The organism is Bradyrhizobium genosp. A (assembly GCF_049949275.1).
Lineage (GTDB): Bacteria > Pseudomonadota > Alphaproteobacteria > Rhizobiales > Xanthobacteraceae > Bradyrhizobium.
Genome location: NZ_CP188196.1, coordinates 1,894,641 through 1,913,524 on the forward strand (window position 1 = coordinate 1,894,641; position 18,884 = coordinate 1,913,524).

The following is an 18,884-nucleotide window of genomic DNA, read 5'->3' on the forward strand; positions in this document are numbered from 1 at the left end:
AATAATAGTCCAAATCAAAACGCGGGAATAATCTTGCGCGCTGGCGCCAAATAATCAAGATGCAACTTGATCATTCACAGCTTTGGCGAGCGAACTCTGTTCGCCCGTCCTGCACAGCCAGTCATGCCGCCCGGCGGGCGAGCAGCCGATCGAGCGGCGTATTCGGCTGGGTGATGGCGGCTCCCAGCAGCGCGACAAGATCCTCCATCCACGTGCCGACCATGGTTCCGTCGAGCAGCTCGCCCTTGTAATTGCACGAGCCTGTGATTCCGGTCGGGCGCTCCTTGAGCATCAGCGACAGCCAGGTCTGGTCGACCGGCAGTACCGGCTGGCCCTCGCGCGCGACGTTTCCGATCGATCGCAGCGCGACATTGGGCAGGTCGAGCGGCTGGCGCAGCGGATTTTGCAGAGTGAAATAGACCTGGAGCAGCGAAGCCGGATCGATGCCCTCCTGCTCCAGATGGTCGGCCAGAATGTTGAACGGCAGCTCCTGCCGGGCATGCGCGTCGAGCACGCTTTGGCGCACGTGGCCTAAGGCCTGTGTGAACGATAGATCCGGCGTGATTCGGCTGCGGACAATCACCGTGTTCTCGAACGGACCCACGATCCCTTCGGTATCCGACTGGGCGCGATTGGCCATGGCGGTCGCGACCGAGATGTCGGTGCGTCCGGTCCGCGCCAGCAGCAGGGCCTTGAGGCCGGTGAGCAGGCACATGAACAGCGTGGCATTGTGCTGTCGCGCATAGGCCGCGAGCCGGCCGACCAGGTCGCGCTCCAGGCTGAGCGGATGATGGCCGGTCGATGCACCCGGCCGCGCTTCGCCGTCAAACAGGGGGGCTGAACCGCGCAAGGTCTCGGTCCAGTCGGCAGCCTGGCGGCGGGCCGCCTCGGTGCCGCACCACCAGCGCTGCCAGCGTGCAACGTCGGAGAACGCCAGCGGCATCTTCGGCAAGGGCGTCGACGGATGGCCTGCCAGCGCGGCGTAGCGGTTGGACAATTCCTCGAACAGCACGCCGATCGACCAGCCATCGGCGATGGCATGATGCAGCGTCAGCAGCAGGACGTGATCCTCGGCGTGCAGCCGCAGCAGCCGCGCCCGTAGCAGCGGCGCCCGGGCGGCGTCGACCGGGGTGTAGGTCTCCTGCGCGATCAGGAGCTCGATCTTCTTCAGCTCGAGCGCCTTGCGGCGCTTGTTGTTGTGGGGCCGCCCGTCGCCGATGGTCTCGACGGTCAGGACCGGACCGAGCGCGGCGGGTGCGATGATCCGGCTGACCGGCTCCTCGCCATTCCAGCCGAACGCCGTCCGCAGCGATTCGTGGCGGCGCACGATGTCGTCGATGGCCTGCGCCAGCGTGAGCGGATCAATCGGGCCTTCGAGGTGGAAAGCGAAGGGCAGGTTGAAAAGCGGCAGATCGGGCAGGTTCTGCTCGATTCGCATCATCTGGTCCTGCGCGATCGACAGCGTGGGAGGCCCGTTGTCGGCCAGGCGGGGGACGCCGCCCGCGGGCATTTGCGGTTTCGTGGCCACGGCCTCGTCGACCCGCCGGGCGAGATCCTCGATCGCCGGCGCCTCGAAGATGGTCTTGATCGGCAGCGAGACCCCGAGCGCACGGGCCACGCGTGCCATCGCCTGGCCGGCGAGCAGCGAATGGCCGCCGAGGTCGAAGAAATTGTCGGTGACACTGATGCTCTCGACCTTCAGCAGGTCGATCCAGATGTCGGACAGCACCTTTTCGGTGAAGCGGCGGGCCGGCACGGCGGCGTCCGTCCCCGCGCTCTCCTGTTGCGCGGGCGCAAGCAGCGCGGAGCGATCGAGCTTGCCGTGGGCATTGAGCGGAACCTGATCCAGGAACAGAAAGGCCGACGGGATGGCATGGACAGGCAACCGGCTCTTGAGGAAGTCGCGCAGCTCGCTGGCGCTGATCTGGCTGCCGGCCCTGGCAATGACATGGGCGATCAACCTGACATCGCCATTGGCGTCGCGGCGCGGCTCGACGATGCCGGCGCGGATGCTTGCGTGGTCGCCAAGCGCAGCCTCGATCTCCTTGAGCTCGATGCGATAGCCGCGGACCTTGACCTGAAGGTCGGCGCGGCCCAGGCATTCGATCGTCCCGTCGGCGCGGCGGCGGGCGAGGTCGCCGGTGCGGTACAGCCGCGCGCCTTGCTGGCGCGCGAACGGATCGGGGATGAAGCGCTGCCGGCTCTGGGCGGGATCGTTGACATAGCCGCGGCCGACGCCGGCGCCGCCGATGCAGAGCTCGCCGACCACGCCGATCGGCTGCGGCTCCAGACCAGGATCGAGCACGTGGATTTGGGTATTGGGCAGTGGCGCGCCGACCGGGACATTGGTCGTCGCCGTGTCCGGCGCCCTGGTCAGCCGGTGCAGGGAGACGTCGTCAGAACATTCCGAGGCACCATAGGCGTTGATCAGCGGCACCTTCGGGCAGCGGGCGAACCAGGCGCGGCAGAGCTCGACCGGCAGTGGCTCGCCGGTCGAGATCAGGAGCCGCAGTTTCGCAAAGGCGCGCAGCATCGGCGCCTCGTCGAGACGTTCGAGGATGACGCGGAGCAGCGAGGGGACGATCTCGAGCACCGTAATGCCCTCGCGTTCGATCTCCCGGGCCAGCATCATCGGGTCCTGCACGACCGAATTGCCGCAGACATGGACGCGCGCGCCAACCATGGGACCGGCGAGGAACTGCCAGACCGAGATCACAAAGCTCTGCGGTGCGGTCTGCGCGATCACGTCCCTTGCCGTGAGGCCGAGCTCGGCGATCAGCGACGCCAGATGGTTCGACAGCCCGCGCTGCTCGATCATGACGCCCTTCGGCGCGCCGGAAGAGCCGGACGTATAGATGAGATAGGCAAGGCTCGCGCTTGCGCGCCGCGCCGCACGGGCCGGCCTGGTCGATTCCAGCGCGCTCGCATCCTCGATCCCGGCGACCTGGATGCGCGCGACCAGCGGCTCGAGCAGCGCGTCGACCATGGCGGACTGCGCGCGCCCCGTCAGCAGCACGCTTGCGCAGCTTGATCCGAGGATGGTTGCGAGCCTTGCCGGTGGCTGCTCGGGATCGAGATTCAGGAAGGCCGCACCCGCGCACTGGACCGCGATCATCGCCGCGAGCAGGTCGAGCCCGCGATCGGCAAGCAGTGCGACTACGCTCTCGGCGCCGACGCCTTCGCGCGTGAGCCACCGCGCGATCGCCTGGCTGCGGCGCGCCAATTCGCGATAGCTCAGGGACAGACGTCCGTCGGATATCGCCACGGCGTTCGGCGTCTTCTTCGCCTGCCGCTCGAAGCGTTCGCAGAGATTGCCACGGGTGCTGAAATTGGCCGGCCGGCCTCTCGCCGGCAGACGCCGGCGTTCCGCCTCCGTCAGCAGCGGCAGACGCGAGATGCGCTGCTCGGGATTGGCGATAACCGCCTTGAGCAGGGTCTTGAACTGATCCGCCATGCCCTCGATCGTCCCCGCGTCGAACAGATCGGTGGCGTATTCGAAGAAGCCGGTAAAGCGGCCCTCGGCCTCGACCAGCTCGAGCGTGATGTCGAAGCGCGCGACTTTTGGGTCGATCTCCAGCCGCCGCGTCGACAGGCCGGGGAAGCGCGCCGCCTCGATCGATGCGTTCTGGAGGATGAACATGATCCGGAACAGCGGATTGCCATCGCTCCTTCGCGCGATCTGCAACGCGCGCAGGACTTCCTCGATCGGAAGGTCCTGGTTGCGATAGGCATCGAGCGTGACCTGGCGCACCCGGCGCAGCATCTCGCCGAAAGTCGGGTCGCCGCCGAAATCGGTGCGCAGGATCAGCGTATTGGCAAACAGCCCGATCAGCCGTTCGCTCTCGATCTGGTTGCGATTCGCGATCAGCGAGCCCGTCGCGACATCCTCGTGTCCGGTATGGCGAAACAGCAGACACTGGAACACCGCGAGTAGCGCCATGAACGGCGTGACGCCCTGGTCCTGGCTCAGCGCGCGAATGTCGGCCGAAAGGGTCTTGGACAATTCGAAATAGTGACGGGCGCCGTGACCGCTCCACGTCTCCGGCCTCGGCCGGTCGGTCCGCAGCGGCAGCGTGGTGACGCCTTCGAGCTGCGTTCGCCAGTAATTGAGCTGCTCTTTTGCCGCCGGTGTCTGCGCCCAGCTCTGCTGCCAGCGCGCAAAGTCGCGATATTGGAAGCCGGGCGAGGGCAGCATCGTCGTGCTCCCCTTGCGCGCGGCGGAATATCCGGCGGCGAGCGTCTCCCAGAACAGCCGCTGCGACCAGCCATCGGTGACGAGGTGATGGACATTGACCACCAGCGCATGGCTGGACTTGTCGAACGACAGCAGCGTGACTTTCAGCGGCGGCTCGCGGGCGAGATCGAACGGATATTGCGCCAGCTTGAGCGCCTCGCGCCTGACGACCGCAGCCCGCCGGTGGGGAGGGCAGGGTCTTAGCTTGATCCGCTCGAACCGCGGCGGTGTCTGAAGCACGCGCTGCACGGGCTCGCCCTCGCGTTCGACGAAGACCGAGTGCAGCGCCTCATGGCGCGCGCAGATCGCCGCGAGGCTCGCCTGTAGCGCGGCGATGTCGACCTCGCCCTTGAGCAGTGCGACCTCGACCACGTTATAATTGTAGCGCGTCGGATCGAGCCGCGAGAGCACATACATCCGCTGCTGCTGGAACGACAGCGGCGCGTCTCCTTCAGAGGCTGCCGGGCGCCATGCCGGCAGCATCGGATCGCGATGCGCCGTGGTCTCGAGCCGGGTCGCAAGAGCGCCGACCGTGGCGCAATCAAAAATGTCCTCGAACGAGAAGTCGACGTTGAAGCGCTCGCGCAGGCGGGAGCGCATCTGCGTGACCGCGAGCGAATCCGCGCCGAGCGCAAAGACATCCTGATCGACGCCGACCTGCGGAAGCTCCAAAAGATTGGCCCAGATCTCCGCAAGCTGGGTCTCCAACGCGGTGCGCGGCAGCTGCGTCTCGTCGTCATCATGCGACGCCGAAATCAGCTCGGCCAGTGCGTTGCGCTTGACCTTGCCGCTGGCGCCCTTCGGCAGCACCGCCACGCTGCGGATCAGGCTTGGCACCTTGTAGGCGGCGAGGCGTTTGCGCGCGAACTGGCGCAGCTGGTCGGAGGTCGCCTCGGAATTTTCCCGCAGCACCACGACGGCGGCGACGTTCTCGCCGAGTTTGGCGTGGGGAACGGCGAAGACACCGGCTTCCAGCACCGCGGGGTGGGCCAGCAGCACCTCTTCCACCTCCAGCGGCGACACCTTCTGGCCGCCGCGGTTGATGACGTCCTTGATGCGGCCGACGATGAAGAGATAGCCGTCGGCATCGAGATAGCCGAGATCGCCGGTCCGGAACCAGCCGTCGCGAAATGCGGCCCGCGTCGCGGCCTCGTCATTATAATAACCGCGGCTCATGTTCGCTCCGCGCAGCATGATCTCGCCACGCGCGCCGCTTGCAAGCACGCGGCCGGTCTCGTCCATGATCGCGATCTCAGGACCGGCGGCACGGCCGACCGATCCGATCTTGCGCAGCTCGAACGGATTGGCGGCAATCTGCGAGGCCGCTTCCGTCATGCCGTAGGTTTCCAGCACGGGCACGCCGAACAGAGCCTCCAGCCCGTTCAGGATCGCAGGGGCAAGCGAGGACGAGGCCGAGCGGATCACGCGCAGCGATGACCCGCGGGCGCGCTCCGGGTTGGTCTCCGCGGCCGTCAGCAGCGCGCGATGAATGGTCGGCACCGCCGTGTACCAGGTCGGTTGCAGGTCCCGCATCCAGCCGAAGAAGGACGGCGCGTCGAAACCGCCGGTCGCGATCACGCTGGAGCCGGCGGCCAATGCCGTGAGCAGTCCGGAGATCAGCCCATGGGCGTGAAACAGCGGCAAGGCATTCAGCAGGCGATCGTGCGATGTGAGCGACAGCACGCGGCCGGCATTTTGCGCGGAGAGGCACACATTGCGATGCGTCAGCGGGACCATTTTCGGCCGCGCCGCCGTGCCTGACGTCAGCAGGATGAACGCATCGTCCTCGGCGCGCGCGGCGCCGTTTGTGCTTGCCGGACCGATCGTCGGCCCGACGAACTCGCAGCCGCCGAGGTCCATCTCCGGTCCCGGCACGAAGTCGATCGCCGCGATATTGAGCGCTCTGGCGACGTCACGGCTTGGTGAGTTCATGTCGGACCGGGTGACAAGCGCCGTCAGCTTCAATTCGCTGAAATACCGTTGCAGTTCGTCAGCCGTCAGGTCGGGATTGACGGGGACGCAAGCACAGGTGGACGCGACCGCGATCAGAGCCAGCGCGCTGTCGGCGCCGCGCGGCAGCGCAACGGCAATCCGGTCGCCAGGTGCAATGCCGCGCGCGCGCAGCGTCTGGACGAGATGCGCGATTCTGGCGCCGAGCGCGCCATAGGTCAGAGGCGGCCGGCCGGGGGCGAGCAGGGCCGGTGCCGCCGGTATCGTCCGCGCATGGAAGGCGAGAAGGGTGCCGATATCGGCAAGGGTTTCGGCCTCGGGGCCCGCGCCGGCCGATCCTTCTCCCGCCCCGGATGCAATCCCCGACAACGCCATTCCCTTTTGATCTGATTGGGCTATTCTTCCCAAGAGTTAGGGAACGCGTCCAGTCTGAGGTGAAGTTTTGGCCCCAAAATCTGTGGTTGAGGGGACCTTAAGCCCTTCGGCGGGGGGAGTGTCGGGCGGGATCACCATGCTGGAGAAAGAGCCTGGGACGGAAGTCGGGTTGAAGAGCTGGCTCGAACGCATCGGTCTTGGCCATTACACCGATCTGTTCGCACAGCACCGCGTCGACCTCGACGTCATGGGCGACCTGACCGAGGCTGATCTTGCCGAGCTCGGATTGCCGCTCGGCGATCGCAAGCGGCTGCAGCGGGCGACCGCGTCGCTGTTCCAGGCCGAGACGGCGGAGGCGCCGGCCGCGCCCGCGCACCGGCCGATCCGCACCGAGGTCGGCGCCGAGCGGCGTCAGCTCACCACCATGTTCTGCGACATGGTCGATTCCACCGCGCTCTCCGCCCAGTTCGATCCGGAAGACGTGCGCGACATGATCGCGAGCTTCCGCGAGACCTGCGTGCGCGTGGTCAAGCATTACGAGGGCTTTGCCGCCCGCTTCGTCGGTGACGGCATTCTGGTTTATTTCGGCTACCCGACGGCGCATGAGGACGATGCCGAGCGCTCGGTGCGCGCCGGGCTCGAGATCGTGCGGGTGCTCTCGACGGCGCGCGCGATCGAGCCGCGCGGCGCGCTCAGCCACGCGCCCGCCGTCCGCATTGGGATCGCAACCGGCCTCGTCGTGGTCGGCGACCTGGTCGGCCAGGGCACCGAAGAACGGGATTCCGCGGTCGGCGAGACCGTCAACCTTGCCGCGCGCCTGCAGGCGCTGGCGCCGCCCAACGGCGTGGTGATCTCCTCCTCGACGCAGTCGTTGCTGAAGGGGAAGTTCGATTACCGCAATCTCGGCGCTCATGCGCTGAAGGGCATCTCGGAGAAGGCCCAGGCCTGGCACGTCGTGCGCGCCACGCGGGTGGAAACTCGCTTTGCGGCCGCCATGGGCACGCGGCTGACCCCGCTCGTCAACCGCGAGGAGGAAATCGCGCTGCTGATGGGGCGCTGGCAGCAGGTCAAGGAGGGTGACGGCCAGGTCGTCGTCAAGTTCGGCGAGCCCGGCATCGGCAAGTCGCGCATCATCCAGGAGATTTTTGAGCGGATTGCAGGCGACCGGCACGGACAGGTCTCGTTCCAGTGCTCGCCCTATTACACCTCCACCGCTTTCTATCCGTTCGTCGAGCAGCTCAAATTCTCTCTCGGCCTCGATCGCGAGGATGTGTCCGCGCTGTCGCTGGCGAGCCTGGAGAATGCGATTGCCGCCGCCCGCGGCGATATCGCGCAGGTCGCGCCGCTGTTTGCCACCCTGCTGTCGATCCCCACCGGCGAGCGCTATCCGCCGCTCGACCTGTCGCCGCAGCAGCAAAAGGACGCGACCGTCGCGGCGCTGGTCAATCACTTCCTGGGCCTCGCGCGCGAGATGCCGTTGGTGATGGCCTTTGAGGATCTGCACTGGATCGATCCGACCTCGCGCGAGGTGATCGACCTCCTGGTCGACCGGGTGCAGAACCGGCCGATCCTGGCCATCATCACCGCGCGCTCCGAATTCCAGCCGAGCTGGAACGCGCATTCGCACATCACCACGCTCGTGCTGAACCGGCTGAGCCGGCCGTTGCGCGCGACGCTGGTCGAGCGTGTCGCCGGGCGCGAGCTGCCCAAGGAGGTGATCGAGGAGATCATCGTCAAGACCGACGGCGTGCCGCTGTTCCTGGAGGAGCTGACCAAGACGGTTCTCGAATCCGATCTCCTGACCGAGCGGCATGGCCGCTACGTGCTGTCTGGCCCGTGGCGGCAACTGGCGATCCCGGCGACGCTGACGGACTCGCTGATGGCGCGTCTCGACCGGATGGGGCCGTTCAAGCGGATCGCGCAGATTGGCGCCACGATCGGCCGCGAGTTCTCCTACGAGACCCTGCATGCGGTCGCCAACACGCCGGCGGAGCAGATCGAAGCGGCGCTGACGCATCTGGAGGAGGCGGGCCTGATCACGCGCCGCGGCCATCCTCCGGACGCGCTCTACTCCTTCAAGCACGTGATGATCCAGAACGCGGCGCATGCGAGCCTGTTGCACAGCGAGCGGCGCAAGCTGCATGCGAGCATCGCCCAGGTGCTCGCCGAGATGTATCCGGAGAAGACCGAGCGCGAGCCGGAGCTGCTCGCCCACCATCTGACCGAGTCCGGCCAGAGCGAGGGCGCGGCGAGCTTCTGGCTCAAGGCCGGCAAGCAGGCGGCCAAGAGCGGCGCCAATCTCGAGGCAATCGGCCATTTGCGCCGCGGCCTCAGCGTGGTGCAGGCCAATGCCCGCATGCAGGGTGCCGACGAGATGGAGCTCGAGCTGCGGATCGCGCTCGGCAACGCGCTGATCGCCGCCAAGGGCTACGCGGTTCAGGAGGTCGAGGAGAACTACATCCGCGCCCTCGAGCTCGGCCAGCAGCTCGACGACGACGAAAAGACCTTTGCCGCCACCCGCGGGCTCTGGGTGTGCCATTTCATCCGTGCCGATCTCACCCGCGCGCATGATCTCAGCGTCGAATTGTTGAAATTCGCCAAGCGCGAGCGGCTCAACGAGCGGACGGAGCCGGCGCAGCAGACCGGCTATCTGATCGAAGCGCACCGCTCGATCGCGATGACCATGCTCTATCGCGGGCGCTTCGCCGCCGCGCAGCATCATCTGCACCGCTGTATCAATCTCTACAGCCCCGATCTGCATTCCGACCTGATGGAGCGTCACGGCACCGATCCCGGCGTCGTCTCGTTGTCTTATCTCGGCTATCTCCTGTGGTTCCTCGGCCAGCCCGACGCGGCGCGCCAGCACAGCGAGCAGGCGATCCTGCATGCGGAGAAGATCCGCCATCCCTTCTCGCTCGCCTTCGCATTGGTGTTCGGCGCCTATCTCTGCCAGCATCTGCGCGATATCGAGGGCACGCGCGACCACGCCAACCGCGCCATGATCATCGCCACCGAGCATAATTTCCTGCACTGGAAGCAGCAGGCCGCGATCCTGCGCGGCTGGGCGCTGGCCCAACTGGGCGAAGCCGACGAAGGCATCAGCCAGATGCGGTTCGGCCTCGACGAATACGAGGCGATGGATTCCTGGCTTGCCGGCTGCTGGTTCCGCTGCCTGCTCGCGGAGGCCTATGCCAAGGTCGGCATGCGCGACGCCGCCTTGCGCGCGCTGGACGGTGCGCTTGCGACCGCACGACGGACCGGAGATCACTCCTACCTCGCCGAGGTCTATCGCCTGCAGGGCGAGATCACGTTGTCGGACGGCAATCCGGCCTCGGTGCAGGAGGCCGAGGATCTGTTCGAACTGTCGCTGGAGACGGCGCGCAAGCAAGGCGCGTTGTCCTGGGAGCTGCGCACCGCCGTCAGCCTCGCGCGGCTGTCGTATGATTCCGGCAAGCGCGAACATGCGAGCCTTTTGCTCTTGCCGATCGTCGGCAAGTTCAACGAAGGATTCCTGGCGCACGATTTGAAGCAGGCCATGCAACTCGTGCACGAGCTCGGTGGGGACACGCCCGTTCGTCAGCCGGCCGACCCGGTGAGATGAGCGAGCTCGCCGCCGCCCGTGCGCGCTATGTCGAGCTGATTGCGAAGCGGGAACGGCTCTCCTCACCGCGCCTGCTTGCAGCGCTTGCGGCGGTGCCGCGCGAAAATTTTCTGGCGAGGGGGCCCTGGCGCATCAAGAGCGAGGCGGCGCGCAGCTACCGGCTGACGCCTGATGCCGATCCTGTCCATCTCTACGACAATGTGCTGGTCGCGATCGACGCGCGCCGTAGGCTCGACACCGGACTGCCGAGCCTGTGGGCGCATTTCATCGATGTGCTCGACGTCGGGGAGAAGGACCGCGTGGTCCAGATCGGGTGTGGGCTCGGCTATTTCTCGGCGATCCTGTCAGAGATCGTGGGTCCGAAGGGCAGGGTGCAGGCCATCGAATGCGACGCACGGCTTGCGGTGCGCGCCGCGGCCTATCTTCGCGCCTATCGGAATGTCGAAGTTATCAACGGCGACGGCTGCCGCGACATCGGCGAGCCGGCTGACGTCATTATCGTGCATGCCGGCTTCTCGCATCCGCATCCGCTCTGGCTTCAATCGCTCCGCCCGCGCGGCCGCCTGCTGGTTCCGTTAACGCAGCGGGACCGCGAAGGTGCCGCCCTCAGGATCACGCGCAAGGGCAAGGGGTTCGAGGCCGAAGCGGTGCAGCAGATCCGGATCTTTCCCGGCCAGGGCCGCGGGGTGACTGCGCTGGACGATCGCGTCGCCGATTGGTGGCAGCGGGCATCGTCGCTCGCGCCGCTGAGCTTTCGCGGCATCGCGCAGGGGCTGCCGTCGGACCCGCACTAGACGTCACACGTCCTTCATGAACTTGCTGATCACGTCCATGAACGGCTTCGGCTTGAACTCGCAGTCGAGCGGCAGCGGACGGTTCGGCTGCTTGTCCTTGCGGGCGAAGGTGCCGTTGATCCAGCTGTAACGGTCGGAAAGTCCCCAGGTCAGGATCGAGCGCACCGGTCCGCTGGTCGCAATCGCCGTCAGCAGATCGTCGACACGCCTGGCGACGATGGCGTCGCGCTCCGAAGGACTTCCCGTCAGCTTCTGATCGTCGACGTCGAGCTCGGTGACGTAGACTTCGAGGCCCCACGAGCGGAGCTCGGTGACGAACTCGGCGAGCCCATGGGTGTCGATCTCAAGCTCGGCATGCAGATGCGATTGCAGTCCGACCGCGTGCAGCGGTACGCCCTGGTCGAGCAGACTCATGATGAGGTTGCGGTACGCCGCGCGCTTGGCGATGAACGAGTCCTTAGCCGACTCGATATCGTATTCGTTGATGGCGAGCTTGACATACGGATCGGCTGCGGCCGCGGTGCGGAAGGCGAGCGGAATCCAGCGATCGCCGAGATGCTGCGTCCAGAACGTGTCGCGCCGGTCGGTGACGCCTTTGGGATTGTCGGGGATGGGCTCGTTGACGACGTCCCACGAGGTCAGCTTGTCCTTGTAATAGGACACGACAGTGTTGATGTGATCGACATAGGCGCGCTCGACGCCCTTCGAATCCTTGATCTGCTTGGTCCAGTCCGGAATGTCGTGATACCAGGCGAGCGCGTGGCCGCGCATGGTCAGGTCGTTCTGCTGGGCGAAATCATAGATGGCATCGGCGCGCTCGAAGGCAAAGGTGTGCGCGTCCGGCCGCAGCATCGGCCATTTCAGCTCGAGCACCGGCACCACCTGCGTGCAATAGGTGCTGATGGCCTCGCCGAGCCGCGGATCGGCTTGCAAGTCCCAGAGCGTGGCGGCGGCGCCAAAGCCCGGGCGGCGCTGCGCAAGTTTCGACACCGGGAGTGCGGACGCCGATGCGCCCGCCGCGAGCGTTGCGGCGCTGCCGAGGAGAAATTCGCGTCTGTCGAGCTTCGTCACGTGGCGGCCGTCCTTTCGGAACCAACGCGCCAATGTACCAAGCGGCGCATTGCGGCGCCGTGGTTTCCTGTTGTTGGGTTAACTTTCGCGAACGGTCTTGTCAGCGCGCCTGACGCTGCATCACCGCTTCAGCGATCCCGTAATAGTGAAGCGCGCCCTTTTCGAGCGTCAGATTGTCCATCACATAATCGCGAGGTGCGAAGTCGCCCGCGCTGGCCTGCGACCAGAAGTCGCTCCAGCCGGAGATGAAGCCGTTCGCGTCGATGAACGTGCGGCCGCAACGTGCGTCGAAATAGGGCACCGAGGACACGCCGCCTTCGTATCTCACCTTGTCCGGAAAATACTCCGGATCCTGCCACGGCCCGCCGCGATCCCACGCGAATACGGGCACGCCGCTCGACAGCGCCTGCTGGCAGGCGATGCCCTGGCTCTCGTGCTCGCAGAGGAAGACCATGCTGTGGCTGCGCGCCAGCGCCGCCTTGTAGTCGTCTTCCTTGTAATGACCGTAGCGGATCACTTCGACCGAGTGGCCGCTCGCTTCGAGATGCTTGCGGACCGGTTCGATCAGCTCGCTCTCGTAGCGGTCGTGCTCCCAGCGCACCTTGTCATAGAGCAGCACATCGACGCTCTTCTGCTCGGCGGCGGTCTCGGTCCACAAATCGGTTTCGATGCCGACCGGCCAGACCTCGACATGCGGCCAGTACGGCCGGCACATCTCCGCGTACCAGTTGCAGGGCACCAGGATGGTCTTGCTGTGCAAGTCTTTGAGATGCGCAAGTGCGTCCACGGGATGGTCGTACATCGCGACACCCAGCAACAGCGGGTTTTGCCAAGCGAACCAGTCGAGCACGAAGGGACGCCCGATGATGCAGGCGAGCTCGTCGGGGTGCTTGCGGATATAGCCGTAATCGTTGATGCGGTAGCGGATCCCGACCCGGTCGAGCCCGGCGCAGAGGTTGAGGAACACGCGCCGCTGGCCGCTGATCCAGGACTTGCCGAGCAGCATGCGCCGCAGCAGCGGCCGGACGTGGCGGTCGCCCGGAAACCAGCGGTCGTCCCGCTCCTCGAAGAACAGGTTGAGCGTCATCCGCTCGCCCCCGTCGGCGGGGGCGTCCGGGACCAGCGACGCATCGGTGCCGCTATGGGGCAGGGCGGCCCGGTTTGCGTGTATTCGCTCGGCAACGACCATGTCAGTCACGTCCACGCATTGAGAGAAAGCCGGGCGACGTCTTGAAATCATGGTTTCTTTTCGATGATCGCGTCGGTCCGTTCAAGGACTTCGCAAATTTAACGCTAACGCGCGAAACCGGTCGGACGGCCTCATTCGGGGGCCTATCGCGATCATGTGCGCAGCGGGTCGAGCGTCGGCTTCGGCTTGCTTGGGGTCTGGCCTGGCTGGGGCGGCATGGGCCTGCTCGCGGCGTTCGGCCTGGGCTCGCTGACCGGCATCATTTTCAATCTCGTCGGCGACGAGGATCGCGCACTTCTCGCGTAGCCAGTTCTGCCGCTGACGCTTGCCTTTCCCCTTGCGTTCTATTCCTCGTCGCGGAATGCTGCGGACCGGCCGGGCAGCCGCATCACATTTCATAGCGGCGGCCCGAGCCATGTCCTGTTGCCCTTGAAAAGCAAAGTTCGTTCTGCTCATAAGAAGGCTGAAATGCGCTGCAACATGCGCAAAAGAGCCCATCGACTAAAGTCGATAGCCAGCGAGGAAACAAATAATGCGCAAGCTCACTTTGGCCATTGCCGTGATCGCCCCGATGCTCGGTCATGCAGCGTCGGCCGAGGACACTCTCAAGATCGGCTATATCGATCCGCTCTCCGGCGGCGGTGCCAGCGTCGGCGAGGGTGGTTTGAAGACCTTCCAGTATCTGGCCGACGAGCTCAACGCCAAGGGCGGCATTCTCGGCCACAAGATCGAGATCGTCCCGCTCGACAACAAGACCAATCCGCAAGAGAGCCTGGTGCAGGCCCAGAAGGCGATCGACGCCGGGGTTCACTACATCACCCAGGGCAACGGCTCGTCGGTCGCCGCGGCGCTGTCGGACTTCGTCACCAAGAACAATTCGCGCAATCCCGGCAAGGAAGTCCTGTACTTCAACTACGCCGCTGTCGATCCGAGCCTGACCAACGAGAAGTGCAGTTATTGGCATTTCCGCTGGGATGCGAGCTCCGACATCAAGATGGAAGCGCTCACCAACTACATGAAGGGCACCGCCTCCATCAAGAAGGTGTATCTGATCAACCAGGACTATTCGTTCGGCCAGTCGGTGCGCACAGATGCGCGCAAGATGCTCGGTGCCAAGCGGCCCGACATCCAGATCGTCGGCGACGAGCTGCATCCGCTGCTGAAGGTCACGGACTTCTCGCCCTACATCGCCAAGATCAAGGCGTCCGGCGCCGACAGCGTCGTTACCGGCAATTGGGGCCAGGATTTTGCGCTGCTGCTCAAGGCCGCGGCGGATGCCGGACTGAAGGTCAACTGGTACACTTATTATGCCGGCGGCGCCGGCGGTCCCACGGCCGTCAAGCAGACCGGTCTGGACCATCAGGTCTTCCAGATCACCGAAGGCTTTGCGAATTCCGGCAACAAGGCTGCGATGGACTACGAGAAGGCGTTCCGCGCCAAGGTCAATCTGTCGCTGTGGTATCCGCGCGCGGTCAACGAGATACGCATGTTCAAGGCGGCGGCCGAGAAGGCCAATTCGATCGACCCCGTGAAGGTGGCGGCGGCGCTCGAGGACCTGAAGTTCGAGGTCCTTGACGGCGGCGAGGGCATCATGCGCAAGGACGACCATCAGTTCTTGCAGCCGATCTACATCTCCTCCCTCGGCAAGCTGACCGAGAGCGAGCCGTTCGACGAGGAGAGCACTGGTTGGGGCTGGCATTTGGTCTCCAGGATCGATACGCCGCAGGCCATGGTCTCCACGACCTGCAAGATGGCGCGGCCGTAATCGCGAAGGCTGTCGTTGTCTCGCGGCCATCATCGGCCGCGGGGTGACGGCAGCCGGACTATTTTTGATTGGGCGATGTTCACCGGGGCCATCAGGCCCCGGATATCCATGAGTGTGCTGTGCTTGAACTCATTGTCATTTCGACCCTGAACGGTGTGCTGTTCGGCATGCTGCTCTTCCTGCTGTCGAGCGGGCTGACCGTCATCTTCAGCATGATGGGCGTGCTCAACTTCGCCCATGCCAGCTTCTACATGCTCGGCGCCTTCTTCGGCTTCCAGCTCACGAAGTGGATCGGCTTCTGGTCGGCGCTGGTGCTGGCGCCACTGCTGGTGGGCGCGATCGGCATGGCGGTGGAGCGCTACGGCCTGCGCAATACCCACAAGCACGGTCATGTCGCCGAGCTCTTGCTGACGTTTGGTCTCGCTTTCGCGATCGAAGAGATCGTCTCGATGATCTGGGGCAAGAGCCCGCTCGACTACCGCGTGCCGGCACTGCTCGACTTCCCGGCCTTCACGATCTTCTCGACCAACTATCCCGCCTACAAGATCTTCATGCTGGCCGTGTCGGTCATTATTTTCGTGGCGCTCCTGATCGTGTTGAAGCGGACCCGGGTCGGCCTCATCGTCCAGGCGGCGCTGACCCATCCGCACATGGTCGGGCATCTCGGCCACAATGTCGGGCGCGTCTTCATGGCCGTGTTCGGGGTCGGCAGCGCGCTCGCCGCCCTTGCCGGTGTCATTGCAGGTCCCGCCCTGGTGACCCAGTCCGACATGGCCGCTTCGCTCGGACCCATCCTGTTCGTGGTCATCGTGTTCGGCGGCCTCGGCTCCTTGCCTGGCGCCTTCATCGCCTCGCTCGTCATCGGATTGGTGCAGACCTTCGCGGTGGCGCTCGATGGCTCGCTGGCGAGCGCCTTCGGGCCGCTCGATCCGTCGGCGGGACCGTCCGTCCTCACCGACGTCTGGAACGTCACGATCGCTCAGGTCGCGCCGATCGTTCCCTATCTCCTGCTGGTGATCATTCTGATCGTACGCCCCATGGGCCTGATGGGGACGCGCGAATCATGACCACGGCTGCGACTTCGACCTCCAAGGTGCCGGCAGATGCTGCCGGCGGAAGCCTGCGCTTCTACGGCGTTTGGCTGATCGGCATCGTCGTGCTGATCGTCCTGCCGATGATCTTCTCGTCGGGCGGCTCGCTGACATCCTTCAGCCTGATCGGCATCGCGATCGTGTTCGCGCTGTCCTATAACATCCTGCTCGGCCAGACCGGCCTGCTGTCGTTCGGTCACGCCGTGCATTACGGCCTCGGCGGCTTCGCCGCCTGCCACATGATGAATGCGGTGGTGTCGCACGGTTGGCCGATCCCGCTGCCGTTCATTCCGCTGTTCGGCGGCATCGGCGGCCTCGTGTTTGCGATGATCATTGGCTGGGTCATGACCAAGCGCGCCGGCACGGTGTTTGCGATGATCTCGCTCGGCATCGGCGAATTGGTGGCGTCCTCGTCGCTGATCCTGCGCTCGGTGTTCGGCGGTGAGTCCGGCATCACCACGGACCGCACCGCGCTGCCGAAAATGCTCGGCTGGTCGTTCGGGCCGCAGCTTCAGGTCTATTACCTGATTGCGTTCTGGCTGGTGCTGTCGGCGATCGCGATGTACGCGCTGACGCGCACGCCGCTCGGGCGGATCTGCAACGCGGTCCGCGACAACCCGGAGCGCGTCCAGTTCATCGGCTACGATCCGCACGTCGTGCGCTATCTCGCCTTCTGCTTTGCCGGCTTCTTCGCCGGCATCGCCGGAGGTCTTGCCGCGATCAATTTCGAGATCGCGAACTCTGCCTATCTCGGCGCGATCCAGTCCGGTCTCGTGCTGTTCTCGACCTTCATCGGCGGCACCGCATTTTTCTTCGGCCCGATCCTCGGCGCGATCCTGGTCACTTATCTCCAGCTCGGGCTGACCAACCTCACCACGGCCTGGCAACTCTATTTCGGCATCATCTTCATCGGCATCGTGATGTATGCGCCGGGTGGCATCGCCGGCCTGTTGATGATGCATCGGCCGCTGATCCGTGCCGGCACGCTATGGACGGTGATCCCGTCCTATCTCCTCGCGATCGTGCCGACGATTGCCCTGGCCTACGGCGTGATCCTGACCATCGAGACCGTCGCACGTTTCTCCGGCGGCGATCCCATCAATTTGTTCGGTATCGCCTTCAATCCGACATCGCCGGTGACATGGATCGCGGCTGCGATTCTTGTCGTCGGTGGCGCGTTCGTCGCGCGGCTGACCTGGCGGCGGATCGCGGAGGCATGGGACCGGGCTGCCACGGTGGCGCGTGACCGGGGATATCTCGCATGACCGCAGCCATCGAAGTCCGCGCCGTCGAGAAGCGATTCGGCAATGTCGGCATCATCCGCGACCTCAATCTCAGTGTCGCCAAGGGTGAGCGCCACGCCATCATCGGCCCGAACGGCGCCGGGAAATCCACCACCTTCAACCTGATCAGCGGCCATATCGCGCCGACCTCGGGCGAGGTGAAGCTGAACGGCGATCTGATCTCTGGCTTGCAGCCATTCGAGATCAACCGCCGCGGCCTGTCGCGCTCGTTCCAGGTCACCAACGTGTTCGCGCGCATGACGGTCTGGGAGAACGTGCGCTGTGCCGTGCTGTGGGCGACGGGGCATCGATACGCGTTCTGGAAGAACGTCGACAGCCTGCCTGAGGTGCGCGAGCGCACGGCGCAAATCCTCGACGACATTCATCTCACGCACCGGCGCGACGTGCCGGCCGGGCTTCTGACCTACGCCGAGCAGCGCGAGCTCGAGATCGGCATCACCATTGCGAGCGGCGCCACGGTCGTGATGCTGGATGAGCCGACCGCAGGCATGAGCCACGCCGAAACCGATCGCGCCGTGTCGCTGATCCGGCGGTTGACCGAGGGCAAGACGCTCGTGATCGTCGAGCACGATATGAGCGTCGTGTTCGGCCTCGCCGACCGCATCTCGGTCCTGGTTTACGGCCACATCATCGCCTCGGGCACGCCGGAAGAGATCCGGCGCGATCCGAAGGTCAAGGAAGCCTATCTCGGCGAGGAAGCGCACTGATGCTCGAGGTCAGGGATCTCCACGCCTATTACGGCAAGAGCCACATCCTCCAGGGCGTCGATCTCGACGTCGCCGCCGGCGAGGTCGTGAGCCTGCTCGGCCGCAATGGCGTCGGCCGCTCCACCACGGTCAAGGCGATCATGGGCGAGGTCGCGCCGCAAGGCACGATCCGCTTCAAGGGCAAGGACATTGCCGGCCTGCCCAGCTACAAAATCGCTCGCCTGGGCCTCGGCTACGTGCCGGAGCATCGCGATATCTTCCCGAGCCTGACGGTCCGCCAGAACCTCCTGCTCGGCATCAAGGACACGCGCCGTCCCGGCAAATGGCGGCTGCAGGACATGCTCGACATGTTCCCCAATCTCGCCGCACGCGCCGACACGGCCGCGGGCGTGCTGTCCGGCGGCGAGAAGCAGATGCTCACGACATGCCGGACGCTGATGGGCGATCCCGATCTGATCATGATCGACGAGCCGACCGAAGGTCTCGCGCCTTTGATCGTCCAACAAGTCGGCGATCTCATCGCGCGGATCGCGCAAGCCGGCGTCGCCATTCTCCTCGTCGAGCAAAAACTGTCGATCGCGATGCGCATCTCCAAGCGCGTCTACATCATGGGCCACGGCCGCGTCGTGTTCGAAGGCACGCCCGAAGAGCTGAAGGCGAATGCCGCGGTGCGGCAGGAATGGCTCGAGGTCTGACGCTCGCACTCCCGTGTGACGCGCGCGCAAAACAGAACGACTGCAAGCCGCGCATACGCATCTGAATTCTAAGCTACATCTCACGCCTGATAATCAAGGTATCGTCCC

The 18,884-nt window shown here is 65.2% G+C and carries 11 protein-coding genes; 8 read left to right on the top strand and 3 right to left on the bottom strand.

Annotation, left to right across the window (positions count from 1 at the left end; genetic code table 11):
* Positions 1-121: 121 nt before the first annotated feature.
* The gene (locus ACP2YP_RS08845) at positions 122-6,559 is read right to left on the bottom strand and encodes an amino acid adenylation domain-containing protein (RefSeq protein ID WP_426423703.1); all 6,438 of its coding nucleotides are present in this window, start codon (positions 6,557-6,559) and stop codon (positions 122-124) included.
* Between the two features lie 136 nt (positions 6,560-6,695).
* Between ACP2YP_RS08845 and ACP2YP_RS08850 the strand changes: the two genes are divergently transcribed.
* Together ACP2YP_RS08850 and ACP2YP_RS08855 are read left to right on the top strand one after the other, a co-directional pair.
* Entirely contained in the window at positions 6,696-10,160 is a 3,465-nt protein-coding gene (locus tag ACP2YP_RS08850; protein WP_426423705.1) for an ATP-binding protein, read from the top strand.
* Positions 10,157-10,954: a protein-L-isoaspartate O-methyltransferase family protein gene (locus ACP2YP_RS08855; protein WP_426423707.1), complete on the top strand. Its 798-nt coding sequence runs from the start codon at positions 10,157-10,159 to the stop codon at positions 10,952-10,954. The genes ACP2YP_RS08850 and ACP2YP_RS08855 overlap by 4 nt, the downstream gene beginning before the upstream one ends.
* A gap of 3 nt (positions 10,955-10,957) precedes the next feature.
* Here ACP2YP_RS08855 and ACP2YP_RS08860 read toward each other — a convergent pair whose 3' ends face one another.
* Both ACP2YP_RS08860 and ACP2YP_RS08865 read right to left on the bottom strand, forming a co-directional pair.
* Positions 10,958-12,025, bottom strand: a complete 1,068-nt coding sequence (locus ACP2YP_RS08860; protein ID WP_426423709.1) for an endo-1,4-beta-xylanase — start codon at positions 12,023-12,025, stop codon at positions 10,958-10,960.
* A gap of 100 nt (positions 12,026-12,125) precedes the next feature.
* Positions 12,126-13,214 (bottom strand): glycosyltransferase, encoded by a 1,089-nt coding sequence (locus ACP2YP_RS08865; protein ID WP_426426083.1) that lies wholly within the window; start codon positions 13,212-13,214, stop codon positions 12,126-12,128.
* Between the two features lie 156 nt (positions 13,215-13,370).
* Between ACP2YP_RS08865 and ACP2YP_RS08870 the strand changes: the two genes are divergently transcribed.
* The 6 genes from ACP2YP_RS08870 (at position 13,371) to ACP2YP_RS08895 (ending at position 18,776) form a co-directional block, all read left to right on the top strand.
* Complete coding sequence (locus ACP2YP_RS08870; protein WP_426423710.1) at positions 13,371-13,520, top strand: hypothetical protein; 150 nt, start codon at positions 13,371-13,373, stop codon at positions 13,518-13,520.
* A 226-nt stretch (positions 13,521-13,746) separates the two neighbouring features.
* Complete coding sequence (locus tag ACP2YP_RS08875) at positions 13,747-14,979, top strand: branched-chain amino acid ABC transporter substrate-binding protein (RefSeq protein ID WP_426423712.1); 1,233 nt, start codon at positions 13,747-13,749, stop codon at positions 14,977-14,979.
* Positions 14,980-15,098: 119 nt separating this feature from the next.
* Positions 15,099-16,046, top strand: coding sequence for a branched-chain amino acid ABC transporter permease (locus tag ACP2YP_RS08880; protein WP_426423713.1), 948 nt, complete (start codon positions 15,099-15,101; stop codon positions 16,044-16,046).
* Positions 16,043-17,335 carry a branched-chain amino acid ABC transporter permease gene (locus ACP2YP_RS08885; protein ID WP_426423715.1) on the top strand — a complete coding sequence of 431 codons (1,293 nt, stop codon included), beginning with the start codon at positions 16,043-16,045 and terminating at the stop codon, positions 17,333-17,335. Before ACP2YP_RS08880 ends, ACP2YP_RS08885 begins: the two co-directional genes overlap by 4 nt.
* Positions 17,332-18,081, top strand: a complete 750-nt coding sequence (locus ACP2YP_RS08890) for an ABC transporter ATP-binding protein (RefSeq protein WP_426423716.1) — start codon at positions 17,332-17,334, stop codon at positions 18,079-18,081. The genes ACP2YP_RS08885 and ACP2YP_RS08890 overlap by 4 nt, the downstream gene beginning before the upstream one ends.
* Positions 18,081-18,776, top strand: a complete 696-nt coding sequence (locus ACP2YP_RS08895) for an ABC transporter ATP-binding protein (protein WP_426423718.1) — start codon at positions 18,081-18,083, stop codon at positions 18,774-18,776. Before ACP2YP_RS08890 ends, ACP2YP_RS08895 begins: the two co-directional genes overlap by 1 nt.
* Positions 18,777-18,884: the final 108 nt, after the last annotated feature.

Coding starts and splice junctions, on each gene's coding strand:
- ACP2YP_RS08845 (WP_426423703.1), bottom strand. CDS start 6,559: ATGGCGTTGTCGGGGATTGCATCCGGGGCGGGAGAAGGATCGGCCGGC.
- ACP2YP_RS08850 (WP_426423705.1), top strand. CDS start 6,696: ATGCTGGAGAAAGAGCCTGGGACGGAAGTCGGGTTGAAGAGCTGGCTC.
- ACP2YP_RS08855 (WP_426423707.1), top strand. CDS start 10,157: ATGAGCGAGCTCGCCGCCGCCCGTGCGCGCTATGTCGAGCTGATTGCG.
- ACP2YP_RS08865 (WP_426426083.1), bottom strand. CDS start 13,214: ATGGTCGTTGCCGAGCGAATACACGCAAACCGGGCCGCCCTGCCCCAT.
- ACP2YP_RS08875 (WP_426423712.1), top strand. CDS start 13,747: ATGCGCAAGCTCACTTTGGCCATTGCCGTGATCGCCCCGATGCTCGGT.
- ACP2YP_RS08885 (WP_426423715.1), top strand. CDS start 16,043: ATGACCACGGCTGCGACTTCGACCTCCAAGGTGCCGGCAGATGCTGCC.
- ACP2YP_RS08890 (WP_426423716.1), top strand. CDS start 17,332: ATGACCGCAGCCATCGAAGTCCGCGCCGTCGAGAAGCGATTCGGCAAT.
- ACP2YP_RS08895 (WP_426423718.1), top strand. CDS start 18,081: ATGCTCGAGGTCAGGGATCTCCACGCCTATTACGGCAAGAGCCACATC.